Source organism: Rudanella paleaurantiibacter (assembly GCF_009184635.1).
In the GTDB taxonomy this organism is placed as follows: domain Bacteria; phylum Bacteroidota; class Bacteroidia; order Cytophagales; family Spirosomataceae; genus Rudanella; species Rudanella paleaurantiibacter.
Genome location: NZ_WELI01000003.1, coordinates 106533 through 125751 on the forward strand (window position 1 = coordinate 106533; position 19219 = coordinate 125751).

The window sequence follows — 19219 nt, forward strand, 5'->3', positions numbered from 1 at the left end:
ACGGTTTGGCAGGACTAAGCCACCGCCCACTGCGTTTTGCGTATGACTCAACTCCATCAACAGGTAGCCCGCCGACTGACGCGGTTTTATAGTCTGGCTCTGACCGTTATTGCCTTACTGTCGGTAGCCGGGCTCCTGTTTATTCATTGTACCATCCGGGCGCATAACGACGATAGTCGGGTGGTCAACATTGCCGGTCGGCAACGGATGCTTAGCCAACGGCTCACCAAACTCGCCCTGTTGCGCACACTCGATCAGCGCTCGGCCGACCGTGTTGCGTTCGATTCGTTGCTGAATACCTGGGCCCAAACGCACCGACAGCTCCGCGAAGGGGTCTTACAGATGGAGAAACGGTACACGGTACGGCCAAGCGCCACCCTCGACAGCATGATGGCGCAGATCGAACCGTCGTTTCAGATTATGTACCGCAGTTTCCGGCAGTTCAGTGCCCCCGGCGCTACCGCCCAAGAACGGCAGGCCGCCCTCGAAGTTATTCTGCAAAATGAACTGACGTTTGTGGAGGGCATGAACACGTTTGTGTTTCAGTTTGACCGGGAAAGTTTTGAGCGGGTACAGTCGCTCTCGCGCATTGAATGGTTTCTGACGGGGGCTACCTTGCTGGTCCTGCTGATTGAGGGACTCTTTGTGTTCAGACCGGTGGTGGCACACACGCGCAACGTGATCCGGCAACTGGATCAGTCGGAACAGGCGTTACAGGAAACCAACCGACAACTGGAGGGGGCCAACACAGCGCTGGCGGCTGCCAACGAGAACCTGGCCGAGACCAACCGCGAGTTACTGGCCACGCAAACCGAACTGCTGCACGCTACCGAGGAGAAATACCGGTTGCAGCTTGCTGAAACAACCGTACGCTCAGCCGCCTTACTCGAAGGCCAGGAAGAAGAACGCCGACGGTTTGCCCGCGAGCTGCACGACGGTATCGGGCAGATGCTTACCGGTCTGAAACTCCATGCCGAAAAGCTACAATCGACGGCTACGCTCGACGACAAGCAGCGGGCCCGCTTCGCCGAACTCTGCGATCTTATTTACGAAACCATCCAGACAACCCGGCAGGTATCGTACAACCTCATGCCCTCTACCCTGAGTGATTTTGGGCTGGGTGCTACGCTTAACCTGCTGGCTGAGCAAACCACCCGCTCGTCGGGCATTGAGGTGGTGTACGAAGGCCCCCGCGAGAGCATCTCCCTGAGCCCCGCCCAGGAAATTGGCCTGTACCGGATTGCCCAGGAGGCCCTGCATAATGCCGTCAAGTACGCCCGCGCTCTACAGATTACCATTCACCTGCATCACGAGGCCAATCGGGTGGTCCTGAGCGTTCGGGACAATGGGCAGGGGTTTCGGCCCGACCAGCGCCCCCCCAACAGCGACCCCCTACCCGTACTCAGCGGGCTCGAAAATATGCGCACCCGGGCTCGCCTGTTGCATGGTGAGCTAAGCCTCCAAACCTCACCCGGCAATGGAACTGAGATTATGGTAAGTATACCCACTGAACGAGTTTAACGACCCGAACACTACCGCAATTCGCGACAGGGCCGTAAATTGCCCCTTCCACAAATCTCCTTCCTCATGGCTATACGACTTCTCATTGCCGACGATCACGCCGTAGTACGAAAAGGCATCCGAATGCTCCTTGAAGATGAACCCGATATGCAGGTTGTGGGCGAAGCCGCCGATGGCGACGAAGCCGTTGATCTGATTGGGCAATTAGACCCCGACATTCTGCTGCTCGACCTGACCATGCCCCGCATGTCGGGCCTTGAGGTGCTTAAAACGCTTTCGCGGCAGTCGCACCGGGTGTACACCCTTGTGTTTAGTATGCACAGCAACCCCGATTATATTCTGAAAGCTGTGCAACACGGGGCGGCCGGTTACCTGCTCAAAGACACCGGTCAGGCCGAAATCCTGAAAGCCATCCGAACGGTGAGCATCGGCGAGTTATATTATCCGCCAAGCGCATCAAACGTCATTATCAAGCAGTTGGTACGCCAGCAACCGGGTGCGGTAGAGCCTGACACCCCAGCCCCCAAGGCCCCAACCGTTTGGAATCGGATTACCCCGCGCGAAGCTCAGGTGCTCAACTGCCTGATGGATGGAATGAGCAGTACGGAGATAGCCCGGCATTTCGGTGTCAGTGCGAATACGGTGGCCAATCAGCGAGCCAGTATTATCCGAAAGGCAGGTGTCAAAAACACCGCCGACCTGATTCGGCTCGCCGTCAGCGATAAACGACGGTGAGGGCGAGCCGGAGTGGCCGGCATCAGAACCACCCGAATCGATAATGTGTTATCCTGAGGGGTCATCTGCCCCATTAACCCCATTTATCGATCAGCCCTGAATGCTGTACCCCAATACCCTCGAACAAAAACTTGGATTTGATAAAATCCGCGAACTCCTTAAACAGGCGTGTATCAGCCCGCTCGGTCAGGACTACGTGGACAAAATTCGCTTCACCGACAATTACTCGCTTATCGACAAACTGCTCCGCCAAACGGCCGAGTTCAAGCAGATTGTTCAGTACGAAACCGAGTTTCCGCAGTCGAACTACATTGACGTTCGGGAGCAATTGACCAAGGCCCGGATTGAAGGACTGGCGCTTACGGAAGAAGACTTTTTCGATCTGAAACTGACCCTGAAAACCGTACAGGCCTGCCTTACGTTTCTGGCCAAGCGCGACGAGGGTCGGACCGGCGACGGACAGTTTCCGTTTTTGAAAGAACTCGCCGGTCCGGTGGCCCTCGACCCGCACCTCGTTAATTTACTCGACCGCATTATCGACGACCGGGGTCGCGTGCGCGATTCGGCCTCTCCCGAACTGGCGCGCATTCGGAAACAGATCATTGCCGAGCAGGCTCACCTGCGCAAGCAACTGGACTCAATACTGCGGCAGGCCCGCCAAAACGGCTGGATTCCCGACGACATGAGCCTGACCGTGCGCGAAGGGCGGCTGGTCATTCCGGTTTCGGCCGAGCACAAGCGTAAAATCAAGGGTATTGTTCACGACGAATCGAACACGGGCCAAACCGTGTTTCTCGAACCTGCCGAGGTATTCGACGCGAACAACGAGATTCGGGAATTGGAATACGCCGAACGGCGCGAAATATTCCGGATTCTGCTGGAGCTGACCAACACACTCCGACCGCATCTGGAGGGGCTGAAAAAGGCCCTTAACTTTCTGGCTCAGATCGACTTCATCCGGGCCAAGGCACGGTTGGCCCTTCAGATTGGGGCCGAAATGCCTACGTTGCACAACCGCCCGTTTGTGAACTGGACCGACGTTCGGCACCCGCTACTCTTTTTGTCTCTCCAGAAAACAGAAGGCAAAAAAGTGGTACCGCTCACGGCCCGGCTCGACGAAAACGGACGGATTCTGATTATTTCGGGGCCCAATGCCGGGGGTAAATCCATTGCGCTTAAAACATTCGGGCTGGTGCAATACATGCTACAATGCGGCCTGCTGGTGCCTATGGCCGATTTTTCGGAGATGGGCGTTTTCCAGAATCTGTTTATCGACATTGGCGACGAGCAGTCGCTCGAGAACGACCTCAGCACGTACAGCTCGCACCTGACGGCCATGAAGCAGTTTATGGTGGGGGCCAACAAACGCACCCTTTTCCTCATCGACGAGTTTGGTACCGGTACCGAGCCGGGTTTGGGAGGTGCTATTGCCGAGGCTATTCTGGAAGACCTCAACAAGTCGGGGGCGTACGGGGTCATCAACACCCACTACACCAATCTGAAGGTATTTGCTGACAAAACCGACGGCCTCGTCAACGGCGCGATGCGGTTCGACAGTGAGCATCTGGAGCCGCTTTACCAGCTCGAAATTGGGCGGCCGGGCTCCTCGTTTGCGCTTGAGATTGCCCAGAAAATCGGGCTCCCCAAAGGCGTAATCAACCGGGCGAAAGAGAAACTGGGGACGCAGCAGGTCAACTTCGAGAAACTCATCAAGGAGCTCGACATTGAGAAAAAGGTCTTTGCCGAGAAAAACATTGAAGTTGGCATCAACCAGCGCAAACTGGCGCAGCAACTCGCTGAATACACCGCCCTGAAAACCAAGCTCGACAACGAGCAAAAGCAACTACTCAACGACGCCAAGCAGAAAGCGAAGGCGCTGGTGCAGGAGGCTAACCAACGGATTGAGAACACGATCCGGGAGATTCGGGAGGTGAAGGCTGATAAGGAAATCACCCGTGAAATCAGGCAGGAGCTTCAGCAATTTGAGCAGAAAGCCCTTAAACCCGAGGTGGTGGCCGCCCCGGCTAAACCCAAGGAGGAGTATGAGTCGGCAACGGGGCCAATCGGCGCGGGCGACTACGTCCGGATTCAGGGGCAAACAGCCGTGGGTCAGGTACTGGCCATTCGGGGCAAAGACGCCGAAATCAGCATTGGCGACCTCAAATCGAACGTAAAACTAAACCGGCTCGAAAAGGTGAGCCGGAGAGTGTTTAAAGAAGCCGTGGGCGAGACCGAAAAACCCCGGATGCAGGGCATGGACCTGAACGAGAAAATGATGAACTTCAGCTTCAACCTCGACATTCGCGGCAAGCGGGGCGAAGAGGCCATTGTGGAAGTCGATCAGTTTTTCGACAACGCCCTCATGCTCGGCTACCCCGAACTCCGCATTGTGCACGGTAAAGGCGACGGTATTCTGCGCAACCTCGTCAGGACGCACCTCCGCCGGTATAAGCAAGTTGCCCGTATGGAAGACGAACACGCCGACCGGGGCGGAGCTGGTGTGACGATTGTGAAGATGAGAGGTTAAAAACTTAACTGCAAACGTGCTTTCTCCTCAAACGAAAGGGTTCCTCCACTACCATACCGGATTAACACCGCTTTACCGGTTTGGTAGTGGGGGATATTCACCCTATGTAGGATTAGTACACCATCTTCATCGGTAGGAAGTCGATTACAGAACCATACAGACGGGTCAGTCCAATTACCCGCCTGAACCGTGTAAATCAACTGATTGTAAAGCAAGGTTTTGAACGTTTGTATGGGTCCGTGGGCCAAGGTTGATGGCGCGGCACACTGAGTAGCTACACGCCATTCGTAAACCGTGTTACGCTTCAAACTTGTCAATTGATAGCCGGAGCGGCCTATGTTCTGCATTTGTTGCCAGGCAGAGTCTCCCTTAATTCGCCAGTGAAGAGTCACAAATTGGTTTTCGTCATTCATTGTCCAGTTCAACGATGCCGATGTCGTTCCTGTAGTCATCATACGTGCATAGACCGGGGCATTACAAACCGTTCGGAAGAATTGAACGGGTGTAAAATAACTGGGTTCACCCCTGAGATCCCGGACTTTCCATTCGTAGACTGTTTCGGGTTGGAGGCCAGTCAATTTGTATTTTAATGGATAAAAGTCATTGGCATTACCTGTTACGGTCAAAGAATTCCAGGAAGTTGTATAGCCCTTACGCCACTGTAGTTCAAAATCGCTAATTCCTCCATAGCTACTCCATTGCAATTGAGCTGTGGTCTCCGTCAAGTTATACTGACAGAGATTACGAGGCTGTATATAAGGAATGGAGGAACAGCCGGATGTAAATGTTCCCGAAACAAAGGGCGCTAACGTCCCATCGGCATAAACAGCTCGCACCTGAACCAGATAGGGGGTATTAGAAGGGAGATTTTTCAGGGTGTAGTAGTGCACCGAAGTTGTTGCCTCAACTGTACGATCATCCGAATCATCTAACCGACGATAAGAGATCTGATAAGTAGCCCCTTGTGTAAAGCAATAATTCCACCCAACTGTTAAATCCCGGCAATTATCACCATTTACCCGGATTTTGACTAACGCCCCCACATCTGCATAAGCCGTTGTAACTGTTTCTGTATTCGAGAAAGGCCCTGTATAGCCATTGGGTACAGATAACCGAACCTGATACTCATAGGTTGTGTTAGGGCGCAGATTTGTCAGTAAACGTTCCTGCCCAGTTATAAACCGAACTGATTGCCAGATATCACTACCAACAGGGCGATAACGGCACTCGTACTGATCCAATTCACTATTGCAAACGCTCGTTCCAAAGTAAATTTGAACACGGTCAGGGCCAATCACCGGGCAGTTTATATTCCTATACATAACAACTGCCCCATCAGTCGTTGTGAAGGTTTCTGGTTGTGTAAAAACCGGTTCGCTACTTTCTGACAACAACTTACCTATCCGAAATTCATATTCGGTTTTGGGTTGCAACCCGTTCAGAATACACTTACCATTTGGCACTGTAAAAGTGCCATAATGGGGGCTTTGAATACTATCTGTTACAATTTGTGTGTTCCAGCAATCGGTATTCTTCTGTCGCCACTGTACCGTGACATTACCATAATAAACCGTATTCGATAGCCAGCTCACCTGCGCACTACGCCATCCGATACACATTACTCGTAGCGAGTGAGCGAGGGGTTCAAATCCACTGCTGATTTTGGACCCGAGCGTGTAACTTCTAACAGGTGAATAATCCGATGAAGAACCATCCGCACAAACCGCTTTTGACCGAATTTCGTAGGCAGTTTGTGGCTTACCTCCAAACTGATACCAAACGGTATTTGCAAAACCATTTAACTCGTTTAATAGCGGTGACTGGTGCCATAGACCCGTTCCTTTTTCGCGCCACTCGACCAGACCACTGGCCTCAAATAGGCCACGGATCGATAATAACCCATACGAATCCAGCTCTGTTAGAAAAGGAGTTAAGCAAGTAGCGGTAAACACTATAGGCTCAGAAAAAGCACTACGGTCTGTGGCCGAACACTGTCTTTGGCCCTGTAGCTCATACCTCACCTTATTCCGTAAACCTGTCAATCTGAATATTCCTCCCGAATTATCATCTACGAAATGCCATTCACTATTGCCCTGTTCCCGCCATCGAATACTATACTGATCCTGCACCGCTCCATATACCTGAATTATAGCTGAATAACCGCTAACAGATCCAAGATCAGATAACCACAAATCTATATTCGGACAAGGGCCTGTGGTAAACGACTGGGGTTCTGTAAAACCGGAGTGCCGGTTCAAACCGCAGACGGTCCGCACACGCCAGTTATAGTGACCTTTGGAAATGGCTAATTCGTAGGAATTGCCTGTAAAATTAGTCGCCAGAGCACTCCAACTGGTAGCCCCCTGGGGTTGCAGCTGAATTTCAGTTACTGCTCCGGGTTGGTTCTGCCAGTTCAGCCGGGCCGAAGTGTAGCCAATATCTGAAGTAACTGGTTCAGTTGGGGCTACGCAGCCAGTGGTGAACGAAGTGATTTTGGAATAACCAATCGCTGTTGCCGAGCACACCTCACCAACACGCCATTCGTAGGACGTTCGGTCGGTCAGACCCGTTAGCGAAATGGGGCCTACAGGCAAAGAATTAAGGGTATTCCAGCCTGGCTCATTCTCCTCGCGCCATTGAAACACATAACGTTCCGGATTCGACAACCCTCCTAACGTAACAGAAGTAGGTGTAATGACAGTTGGCAGTGAATAACTACCACCCGCTGGGCAAGGTAAAGTGGTGAATGAAATTGGAGTCGTGTATGCCGACGTATCACCGGGCGCACAAACACAAGCCACTTGCCACTCATAAACAGTGGCTGGTTCAAGTTTATCGAAAGTAGCATAAACAGCACCACTGGCAACAATTTTTGTACTTTGTTTCCAGTTACTATTTACAGTACGATATCTTGCCACAGAAGGCATATTTAAACACCCAGCAAATAAAACTTCAGCCCAGTTATATGATAACCGAGGGGTATACGATTGACTGATATACCCAGCTCGCGAAGGACACGTTGTTGACATTACCTGTGAAGGAGCCGGTGTTGCCCCGAGCACACTTTCATACCAAAACCACACCAGTAGTAGGTAGCAATATTTCATAATAATGTGGACGTTAACGAACAAATATAGTTTTTCCTACCTCTGTGTATTTACTCTCCTACAATAATTAGTAAACAACATTTAAACTACCATCTATCTGGTAATTGATAACCAGATAGACCGATAGAAGCCCCATAACTCGAACCTTAGTACCAACCGACCAGAATGCACAGGCTTTTTGTACCTTTCGGGCATCATGCACATTGCGAAGCTGACACTCCATAACATCCGCTCCATCGGGCACTTCGAAATGACGTTCGACCAACCAGAGGGCTGGCACGTACTCATTGGCGATAATGGCGCGGGGAAGTCAACGATTGTGCGATCGGCGGCTTTGGTTATGCTCGATGTAGACGATATTAACGGAGCCCGGCAAAACTGGAACGACTGGCTGAGCCAACAGGCTACAACCGGCAGCATCGAAGCTGTGCTACAGCCCCACGAATCGTTTGACGGTGCAACTGACCCGGTCGAGAGCCGGATTACGTTTACCCGCGAAAACGAAACTCCACAGGCACCCGCCCTGCTGTCGCAGGTAATTTTTCGGGGGCGTCCGAGCTATTTCCGCAACACACCGTCGGGCGTACCCGAATACCGCACCTATTCGTCGTTTCCGAGTGCAAACAACCCCGTATCCAGCTCCTCATCGAGTGGGTACCCGGCTTGGTTTTCGGCCGGGTATGGACCGTATCGCCGATTTTCGGGGGGCTCGCCCGAATTTGAGTCGGTGTTTCGGTCAAATCCCCGGCTGGGCATGCACCTGTCGGTGTTCAGTGAAGGTGTAGCCCTGACCGAAGCGCTGACGTTTCTGCGCGACACCTACGCCCGCGAGTTGGAAACCCAACTGCACCGATCATCAGACGCCCCCGTAACGGACCCGGCGATATCGCAACCCTCGGTGATTCAGGATCTCAAAACGTTTGTCAACGAAGCGGGCCTTCTCCCCCACGGCACCACCATCGACCGGGTAGAGCTAAGCGGAGTTTACTTCCGCGACGGCAACGGCAATCGGATCACGGCTCTGCAATTATCGGACGGGTACCGCTCTATGCTCAGCCTCATTTTTGAGCTGATCCAGCAACTGATTCGGGCGTATGGCCCCGATACCGTGTTTGCCAACGTACGGACGGGCCTGATGAACATCGATGTACCGGGTGTGGTCATGATCGATGAAATTGATACGCACCTGCACCCAACCTGGCAAACCCGTATTGGCGACTGGTTTTTGCGGTGTTTCCCGCGCATTCAGTTTATCGTGACCACCCACAGTCCGCTCATCTGCCGGGCTTGTGAGCGAGGTAGTATCTGGCGATTGGCGGCTCCCGGCAACCCCGAGCCCTCGGGTGAGATAACCGGACAGGAGCGCGACCGACTGATTTACGGCAACGTACTCGATGCGTTTGGCACCGAAATTTTCGGGAACGAGGTTACCCAATCTGAACGAGGGCAGGCAATGGGGGCTCGTGTGGCGCACCTCAACATGAAGTCGTTCAAGGGCACTATTTCGGAGTCGGAGCGGCAGGAGCTTTACACTCTCCGGGCCAAAATGCCGACCGTGGAATGATTCGTCTGACGGCCCCTGCCCTATCGGCAAAGGCCAGCACCCAACTGGCTCATTATCAACAGACCGTACTAAACGCAGGGGCGTACACAGCACAGGTAGCCGAGGCAAAAAAGCGTTTCAAACAGTACAACACCAATAGCAATCCAACGTTTACAGAAGTCAAAGCCCGCCTGGCCCAGATGTGCGTGGGGGCCAGGCGGTGCCAGTATTGCGAAGACAGCGTAGCCGATGAGGTCGAGCACATTGCCCCTAAAGACCTCTACCCCGATCGTTGCTTTAGCTGGGATAATTATTGCTACGCCTGCGGCCCCTGCAACGGCCCCAAAAACAACCGGTACGCTGTTTTCCGGGCCGATGAACAGGGAGCTTTTTTCGAGATTCCTCCCCACCCAAACGTCCGGGCCGGGCAGGTGGTCCAACTGGTACCGCCCCCGCCCGGCCCGGAAGTACTTATTAATCCACGGATTGATAACCCACTCGACTATCTGTTTCTCGACATTACCAATAGTTTCCAGTTTGTGCCGCTCGCCGAGCCAGTTACCGGGGCTTACCAGCGTGCCATTTACACCATCGATGTGCTCCGGCTCAACGTCCGGGCCGATCTGATCAAATCCCGGCGGCTTGCGTACACTAATTTCCGGGCCCGGCTACGCGAGTACATCCACGACCGCGATGCCGGTTTACCACAATCTCACCTCGATACGCTCCGCCAAAACCTGCGCGACGAAAGTCACCAGACGGTTTGGCAGGAGATGGTTCGTCAGCACGCCCACACTCCCGAACTAACCCGCCTTTTCGGACAGGCTCCCGAAGCATTAACCTGGTAAACTAATAGACTCCCAAACAACGCCAGAGCCCCTACTGCCCCAACCGAAGCCTACTACCCACGCCAAACGTCAGCCGGGCAGCGGCCCCGTACGTTAATCGGGCGGCATACCCCGTTGCTCCGGCCGAAACCGTGACGGCATGGTTCACCAATACGGCATCGGCCGAGGTGGGCACCCGCCCGCACGACCATACGGTTGGGTCGTTCCAGTCCCCGTTTTTGACGGTGGTCAGCGGACCGGTACAGCCGGGGCCACCGGCAAGCGTTTTGAACGTCAGTGGCTGCCCTGCCCATTCCGAGAAGCCAGCTCCGCACCTGTTCAGCACTCGCCATTCGTAGGCCGTACCGCCATCGAGGGCAATGAGCGTAAACGAACCGACCGTACTCGACAAAGGCCCAACACTAACCGTGTTCCACGCAGTGTTGCCCACGGCTCGCCATTGTACCTCGTAGGTTTCGTCGATGGAACCACGCCATTGCAGCAGGGCCGAATTAGCGGTCAGGTCACCTACACGCAGGAAGGTAGGCCCGGCGCAGATAGTCTGAAACGTGATGGGTGGCCCATACGTAGTAATACTGCCACTCACGCACTGAGTAGCTACCTGGGCTTCGTAGGTGCCGCCCACCTGCAAACCGGTCAGGCTGTACGTTTCGCTGCTGATGCCACTCAGGGTTGTCCAGCTACCCACGCCCTGTAAACGATATTGAACCGAGTACGTTACACCGCTCCCGAAGCCGTTCCAACTCAGTTCGGCCGAGTTAGCCAGTACCGTCGTTGCCAACAGGGAGAGGGGGGCGTTGCAGAGCGTTCTGAAGTAGCTAATGGGCGAATAGTCGGCGTATTGACCACTCGCGCACAGGTACTGAATCTGCCAATCGTAAGTCGTGTTGTCGGTGAGGTCGGTAAGCCGGAGTGCCGTACCTGTCACAACCGACGTACTCCATACCGTAGCCCCGGCGGCTCGCCAGCGAACCCGGTAGGTATTACTGGGCGTATTGGCATACCACTGCACCGTTGCCGCCGAAGCGGTAATATCGATAGCCGACAAGCCATTGGTATTGGTCATGGGGACACACGCGCAGGCTATCGTGGTAAACGAGCCCACCGTATACGCCGAGCTATTTCCTCCTCCGCAAGCGGTATTGATCCGGTACTCGTAAGCGGTGCCCGGCAACAAACCACCGAGGGTGAACCGGGTGCTGCCAAGGCTGCCTACTGATGTCCATGTACCAGCTCCCTGCTGCCGGTATTGCAGATCGTACTGCGCCAAACCAGCCGTACAACCCGCCCAATTGATTCGGGCATATCCGCACGAATCGGCCGCCATCAGTTGCACCACCGATAAAACCGCCGGAGCTACACAAACCGTTGACACCGACGCGGGCGCACTAAACGACGAGCTGACCGAGGCACTACATACCGACCGAACCTCCCACCCGACCGAGTTACCGGCTACCAGTCCGGTAAGCGCGTAGCTGTTGGTGGTCAGGCCCGTGACGGACACAGGGTTTCCGGCACCAATTCGGTAGCGCAACTCGTAGGTTGCACCGGCCGGGCCATTCCAGTTTAGCACGGCACCGGTTGCTTGCACACAGGCAGCCGCCAGGTTGGTCGGGATGACGCAACTTGACGTAGTGAACGTCTGCACCGAGCTAAATACGGCCTCTTGCCCCGCGCACATACCGCCTGCCTGCCACTCATAAGCCGTGTTGGGCAACAGATTTTGGGCAACAAAGCTTACAGAACCGCCCCCCGGCAGCCGTGAAGCCACCAACCAAACGGTTTCTCCGACAGCCCGCCAGCGCACTTCTGCCTGCGGGCTCGCGCTGCTACCCCAGTGCAACGTTGCCTGCGTAGCACCGGGTACGCTGTAAAGCAACGATGGCGCTACGGCCGAACAGGCAACCGTCGGGCTGGTGGTAAACGTGATAGCCGATGAGTAGCCCGACGATACGCCGTTGGGACACTCCATCCGAACCCGTAATTCGTAGCCGGTCCCTGCCGATAAACTCGTTAGGGGTGTGGTATAATTCTGCCCCGCCAGCGTCGCTTCGTTCACAATTGGGCTGCTCACCCAGTTGGTGGCCCCTATTGGTCGCCATTGGGCCTGATAGGCCCCATTGGGTTGTCCGAGCCAGTTGGCCAAGGCCGTAGCTGAACTCAACCCGCTGACGTAAATATTGGCCGACGATGGCGTGGGGCACACGCTCGTGAACGCCTGTGGATTACTTACCCCCGACGAAACGGTGAGCGACGAGGCCACACAAGTAGCCTCTACCCGCCATTCGTAGCCGGTGGCATTGGTCAGGTTGGTGAGTATGTACGGGCTCGCGGGCCAGTCGGTTGCGGCAGTCGTCCAGGTACCGCCCGATGGACGCATCGAGATGGTGTACACCGCATTAGAACCGACGGCTGTCCAGTTCAACCGGGCTGCGTACGCATTAATCCCGTCGGTGCTGAGCCCCGTTGGTACGGCACAGCGGGTGGTAAAACTGGCGGGGGCCGTGAATGCCGAGCTTTCGAAAGCCGTACAGAGTGTGCGTACCCGCCAGTTATACGCCCGATTCACCACCAGACCCGTCAGTGAAGCCGAGCGGGTTGTCACGGTCAGCGAGTTCCAGCTCGTGGGGTTGGCTTGCTCCTGCCACTGCACTTCATAAAGCGTTGTCGATGGGCCTTGCCAGCTTAGAGCCGCTGTGGTTAAACCGGCATTGGCATTCAGGGCGGTTGGTAGTGGGCACGCCAACGTGGTAAACGTGGGGCCGGGCGTGTAGGTCGACGATTCGCCGGGGGTACACACACTGCGTACTTCCCAGACGTAAGCCGTACTCGGGTTCAGCCCCGTGAGCGATTGTGACGTAGTCATTACGCCAGACACCGTCGACCAGGTGGCCTCGGCTACTGCCCGGAACCGAACGTCGAAAAGCGTACCCGAAGGGTTCACCGACCCGGCCTGCCAGTTCACCACAGCCGAGTTGGGCGTAATGGACCCCGCCGAATACGTGACGGGCGGGTTACAGCCTACCGTGGTAAAGCTCACCGGGCCATTCCAGGAAGCAGTGCCTACGGGGCGCATCTGCCACTCGTACGCCGTACCGGCGGCAAGCCCCGTCAGGCTCAAGGTGGTTGCCGTTCCGGCAGGTACGGTAGTCCAGGTTGAACCGCCTACGGGCCGCCACTGCACCTCGTACGAAAGCCCCTGAGTGAGCAGGTTCCAACGCAGCAGTGCTTCGTTACGGGTTATATTCTGGGTACGCGGGCTGTACGTTGCGGGCACGCCAACCGTAATAACATAGTCTTCGGTCTCTCCTTCATCATACGATCCGCAGGGGTCATTGGGATTAGCGATGCCGTACACCACCATCACCCGAATTCGAAGCGGACCGTTGGCAGTACCACTCGGTACGGTGATGATACCGTTAAACTGATCCATGACTGTAAATTCGGTTTGGTATAGTTTTTCTGAGGTCCCAAAGACGCCATCCCGGTTCAGGTCGGCAAACACAGTCACCCCCTCGCCGTAACTGGCGGCAAACGTACCACTAATTGGTACCGACGCCCCGGCTGGCACAAACGTATTCGGGCTGTTATAGAAGGCAAACCCACCCGGACTACAACCCGTATTCAGGCTGAGTACCTCGCCATTGAGCGCCAGCGAAACAAGGGCATCACCAGCACCGCAGCCATTCAGGTAAGTAGGTCGGCAAACCGGGTCGGTGGTGGTAAACGAAGCGCCCGATACCCATACGGAGCCGTACACCGCCGAGCAGAGCGTCTGAATACGCCACTCGTAGGTGGTTTGCCCGCTTAAGCCGGTCAGGAGATAATTGGTTGCCCCGGCTGCCGTGGTAGCACTGCTCCAGACCGTCGTACCCGCTACGCGCCATTGCACCTGTACGGGTACACCCGGTTGACTCACCGTCCAGCCGAGCGTGACCGATGTGCTGCCCAGATTGCCCAAAACGAGGTTTGCCGGAGCCGGACAGCTAAGTGTTGTAAAGGGGCTTCCGGTGGCTATGCTTGAACTCACCGCCCCCGCACAACCCGTGTACACCTGCCACTCGTACGTGACGCCCGGCATGAGCCCGCCCAACGAGTACGATGTTGCCGAGGTCGATGCAGGCGTGGGTGTAAGCCAATTAATGGAGCCCGTTTCGCGATACCGCACAAAATAGGTCATGCCCGGTTCCAGCGTGCTCCAGTTCAGGCGAGCCCCCTGTAAATTGAGTAAGTCGGCAAACAGGCTGAACGGCATCTGACAGGCCGTTGTCGTAAACGTAGCCGGGGCCGTAAAGGTCGAGTTTTGTCCATCGCTGCACAGGGTACGCACGCCAAATTCGTAGGTCGTATTGGGTACCAGTCCGCTCAAGCTCAGCGCGGTTGCGGTCACCGGTGCAGGCCAGGTAATGTACGTAGCCGCGCCCACGGGTCGGTAGCGCACTTCGTACCGGGTTTGTCCGTCCAAAACACCCATCCAGCTTACCACCGCCTGCGTACCGCTTTGCGCATTACCGAACCCTTGCAGGTTTTGCGGCTCCGCACAGAGCGTGGTAAACGAGGTAGGCGTTGAGTAGCCCGATGTGCCAGCGGCTCCGCAAAGTGTTCGGACCCCAAACTCGTAGGCCGTAGTATTGGTCAACCCTGTGAGCAGATAGGCCGGGGCCGTCAGGCTGCTTACCGATGTCCAGTTGGCGGCTCCCACCGCGCGGTAGTTCAGTTCGTACTGTAACCCGTTGCCTTTGTTTTCCCAAAATAGCAGTGCCGAGGTCGAAGTCCGGTAGGTAACCCCCTGACTAACCGGTGCGTAACAACCCGTCACGAACGTCAGCGAGGCCATGTAACCCGATACACTCGTGGCCGAGCATACGGTTTGGATTTGCCATTCGTAGGTCGTGCCGGTGGTAAGCCCGGTAATCGAATACGCCGACGCGGATACCGGAGCCGACGTAACCCAGGTGGAACTGCCCACGGGCCGGTGCCGAATTTGGTACTGTGCCCCCGATACGGCTGTCCAGCCCACCTCGGCCGAAGTGTTGCTTATCGTATTCAGAAAGCGGTATTGGGGTGGCTGGCAGGGTTGTGGCCCGCTGAAGGCGTACACTAACTGCGAAAAGGCACCCGTATAATCGTCGTTTTGGACCAGCAACGTAGTACCATCAGCCGCGTATAGTTCCAGGTACGTATCCGTCGACTGCCCTCCCGTGGTCGGGCCTGTTGTTACCGTCAGCAGACTACCCGAAACCGTCACCGAAAGGGCATACGGCCCCGATGTTGTATTGGTAGCGGGCCGCACCCGGATGTAGTAGGTTTGACCGCCCCCGACCGTTCGCCAGCGGAACCAGTCCCCATCCGTACCTGAATTGAGGCAGATAGGCGGGCTTACGTAGTTGGCTCCATCGGCCAACGGGGTTGCCGTTTGATACGTATCATTGGGTTCCAGCGGGTCACAGCCTGAAGGCACCACAATATTGATCTGATAATCTTCTGCTTCACCGTATTCATAACTACCACACGGGTCAGCGGGCGTGGCGTTGTAGGCAACAATCACGCGCATCGCCATCGGGCCGGCCGTCACACTCGCCGGAATCGTCAGATTCCCCGAAAAGCTGCCGAATACCAGACTGGGAGTTGCAAACAGACGTTCGCCAGCATCGTCGAACACGCCGTTTCGGTTCAGGTCAAGCCAGATACTGACGCCTTCTGGAAAACTACTGCTAATGAGTGTACCCGATACGGCGAAGGCAGTTCCGGGCGTCAGACTGGTGGTTACGGTGGTATATTGGCTATACCCGGTAGCCCCACTGGCACAACCGGTGTTCTGGCTCAACTGAACCGAGTTGACCACTAACCGGTTGAGACCATCATCTTCCACACAACCCACGCTAAACGTTGGCCGACAGGCCAGTGTCTGAATACTGGCGGCTGTACTGATTCCACCGGTGGTACTATTCGACGGCCGAACCCGATAATACACCAGCGTATTCGATGGCGGATTCGGGTCGGTGTAGGTAGTGGTGTTGGGACCCACCCCGCCAATGGACATAAACGGCCCCGCAGCCGACGTAGCCCGCTCAATAAAGTACCCCATCTCGTTGGTGCCATTATCAGTCCAGGTGAGCACAACCCCGGTAGGAATATTGGAAGCCAGCAGGTTGGTCGGGGCGTTCACTACCGTGGGCGCACAGGTAAGTGTGTACGCTGTGTGCGACTGACGCAAAGCCAGACCGGCATCCATCCGGGCATACTGACCCGCTGTAAATTCATACCGGCAGGGGTCATAATACGACATCAGGTTGTTCATGGGCGGGGTGTAGGTAGCCCCGTTGGCATCGGTCGCCGTGCCGGTATAGATCAAGCAGCCATCGGGACCAAACGTAGTTGAATGACCCGGCCGCCCGTACGGATCGGCGGGGGTGTCGCACAGAAAATCGCCTTCGGTGGTACAGTTGGCCCCGGCCCCACGCGTCACCAACTCGTTAGATGAGTTGCCCGTCCCGTGCGTATGAACCAGATTGAAATTATGGCCTAACTCGTGGGGTACGGTACGGTCGCCCAGTTGCGCATCCGTTAGTGACCCCACGATAATCGCCCGGGTGCTTTGTACTGTATTAGACGGATAATACGCGTACCCCGAAAAACCCTCATTTGTGGTATTCACAAAGTACATATTCAGCGCATTATTCACGTCGCGTCCGCTCGTCAGCGTACTCTCATTGGCAATTGCATAGTTGGAGAAAAGCGTGCCATTGTCAATATAATCGGGCGTTGTACCGCAGAAATAAAACTGGATTCCGTTGCCATTGACCAGATAGTACCGGTTAGCACGGGCCAGAATATTGTTTAACCGGTCGAGCGGTAACCCACCCGTACCCGTACTGTTACGCAGGATATGCGGCCGGATGGGTATGTAGGTGATCCCTGTTGCTTTGTTGCCCTTGGCTCGTTTGAGCTGTAGCGCAAACGCAGCTTCACTCTCCAAAGCCTTGCGCTGTTCAGGAGTCAACTCGGGCACGGTACAGGTTAATACGGGCCGGGTAGATTTATTGCGTTGCGCCTGAGCCGGCAGCCACAAACCAACGCAAATCAAGAAATAGTACAGTTGTCGGTAGTATAGTCTATTCATAGTGGTAGCGGCTTGTATATTTACAGATGAACAGGCAGCTAAAACTACACTTGAAGTGGTTGTATCTCCTACACTCAAGTCAAGAAGTTTCTGGAAAAGTGACAAAAATCATGCCTATGATTATCAGCCACTTAATCCATAATCTAATAGACTAAACACTCTTTGTATTGATGTATATTTGTAACTAGATACTTACCCAAAAGAAAGTTGAATCAATGCATTGATTCGGCTTTCGGAGTTTATACTCTATTTTCGTATTCACTGTCTCTCTACTCAGCCATAATCCAGACAGTCATGGATAGGCCCACCCAGCCACAAACAATTCCGTGTGTTTGTTGACCCAACGCTATGTCCTTTTTTGGGAGCAATCAGGTATGATTGACACCGTCAGGCCGGGCACAAGAATTATAGTAATCGTTCGTAAAACAGAACATTTTATCAAATGCGGGAATTGGTGGAGTGAACTCGTTTATTCAGAGCCGTCTATAGGTTGGAATAAGTTAGCTGCTGACGCGCCTTATCCCAGCGTATCTCCACCTGATGGCCTTCACAACAATCTTCATCCTTCCCGATCAGGGTGGCCCCTAAGCCATTTATGGGCTCATTGCCGGCCCCTTCCTGTTTCAGGGTTAGTCTAAAAACCCGGTTTCCTACCGACTTCAGATCAGTCGTTGTAATTTTCTGGACACGATACTTCTTATCCGGTTGATTGATATACACAAAAATAGCCATGCCGCTATTCAACCCTACGTCTTTGTTAGTCAACAGGATAGCCTCATCAAGCAATCCATCTTCGTTGAAATCAGCTACGACAAACAACCGGGCATTTTTATGTTTAGGTTGCTGCCAGCCCACTGGATACCCTTTGCCAGGCAATCCGCTACGGAGAGCGGGGTTTCGTAACAGCAACTCCCCGCTATGGGCTGCAAACCGATATAGTTCCAGGTCGTCGGTTCGCCAGCCTTTTTGCCGGTGTTCGGTGAGGGCCAGCTCAAGTTCGCGGGCCGCCGACGCATACTGTCCGGTATGGTAGAGCATTTTTCCCCGCAATGAGTGTGTTTTCATCTGCTGAATGGTCGTCGCCAACCAGGGTCTGACGGTCTTCTGGAAATCGCTGCTGTTTATGTGGACGGTAATGTGGCTGAAAAGATTATCGCCGTAGTAGCCGCCATAGACTTTGTTTGCGTTCCTGTCGGTGCTGCCGTGTTCGAGGGTTTCGTATTCGCGCAGCATTTGACCTATCACTGACAAATAAGCGGGAATGCTCGCACTGGCGTAATACGTTTCTCCATCCAACTCTTCGGTAGGAATGCGGGTAAGCCGGGGGTCCGCGTCGAAAAACTCGGCGTGTGTCCAGCCAACGTATTCGGCTTCTCCTGAAACTCTTCGATAGGGTTGGTTGCCGACCTTGCCCAGGGTGCGGATCAGGTTCACTACGTTTTCGGCACGTCCGTATAGTGGATCATCAATTAGATTTATCTCCATCAGGATGCCTAACTCATAAGCTATTGTTTCTGCCGACCTCGTCTGCGCAATAGATTGCGCCAGGTTCAGCAATTCAGTCCGGATTTTGGCTTTGGCAACCCGTTCCCGGTCAATAAACCCACTTGCCTCGCGGGTTGCACGATCGGGGTCTCTTTCGCGAAGGCGGGCATTCTTTTCATGGTCAAACGGCTCTACTTTATGCGTGTCCCAAATACGGTTTATCTGTTGTTTGATCCGGGCAACACTTCCTGAAGGGGCCGTCTGCGCCTGACTTGCTGCTGAAAAGTAAAAACACAGAATAAGGCTGATGATGAGCGTTTTCATGGTACC

General features: G+C 54.6%; 8 protein-coding genes. 5 read left to right on the plus strand and 3 right to left on the minus strand.

What is annotated here, in order from left to right:
* Nucleotides 1–42 precede the first annotated feature (42 nt).
* From F5984_RS09180 to F5984_RS09190, 3 genes are all read left to right on the plus strand, one after another.
* A complete protein-coding gene (locus F5984_RS09180; protein WP_152123981.1) occupies nt 43–1521 on the plus strand; it encodes an ATP-binding protein in 1479 nt (492 codons plus the stop codon).
* A 66-nt stretch (nt 1522–1587) separates the two neighbouring features.
* Nucleotides 1588–2256 (plus strand): response regulator transcription factor, encoded by a 669-nt coding sequence (locus F5984_RS09185; protein WP_152123982.1) that lies wholly within the window; start codon nt 1588–1590, stop codon nt 2254–2256.
* A gap of 100 nt (nt 2257–2356) precedes the next feature.
* Nucleotides 2357–4783 carry an endonuclease MutS2 gene (locus tag F5984_RS09190; protein WP_152123983.1) on the plus strand — a complete coding sequence of 809 codons (2427 nt, stop codon included), beginning with the start codon at nt 2357–2359 and terminating at the stop codon, nt 4781–4783.
* Here F5984_RS09190 and F5984_RS09195 read toward each other — a convergent pair.
* Nucleotides 4780–7890, minus strand: a complete 3111-nt coding sequence (locus F5984_RS09195) for a fibronectin type III domain-containing protein (RefSeq protein ID WP_152123984.1) — start codon at nt 7888–7890, stop codon at nt 4780–4782. The genes F5984_RS09190 and F5984_RS09195 overlap by 4 nt on opposite strands.
* Before the next feature lie 196 nt (nt 7891–8086).
* Here F5984_RS09195 and F5984_RS09200 point away from each other — a divergent pair, with 196 nt between their 5' ends.
* On the plus strand, nt 8087–9454 hold the full coding sequence (locus F5984_RS09200) for an AAA family ATPase (RefSeq protein WP_152123985.1): 1368 nt from the start codon (nt 8087–8089) through the stop codon (nt 9452–9454).
* On the plus strand, nt 9451–10281 hold the full coding sequence (locus F5984_RS09205) for an HNH endonuclease family protein (RefSeq protein ID WP_152123986.1): 831 nt from the start codon (nt 9451–9453) through the stop codon (nt 10279–10281). The genes F5984_RS09200 and F5984_RS09205 overlap by 4 nt, the downstream gene beginning before the upstream one ends.
* A 31-nt stretch (nt 10282–10312) precedes the next feature.
* On the opposite strand, the gene F5984_RS09210 is transcribed toward F5984_RS09205, so the two are convergent.
* Nucleotides 10313–17404, minus strand: coding sequence for a fibronectin type III domain-containing protein (locus tag F5984_RS09210; protein WP_152123987.1), 7092 nt, complete (start codon nt 17402–17404; stop codon nt 10313–10315).
* Between the two features lie 483 nt (nt 17405–17887).
* The gene (locus F5984_RS09215) at nt 17888–19213 is read right to left on the minus strand and encodes a hypothetical protein (protein ID WP_152123988.1); all 1326 of its coding nucleotides are present in this window, start codon (nt 19211–19213) and stop codon (nt 17888–17890) included.
* Between the last annotated feature and the right edge of the window lie 6 nt (nt 19214–19219).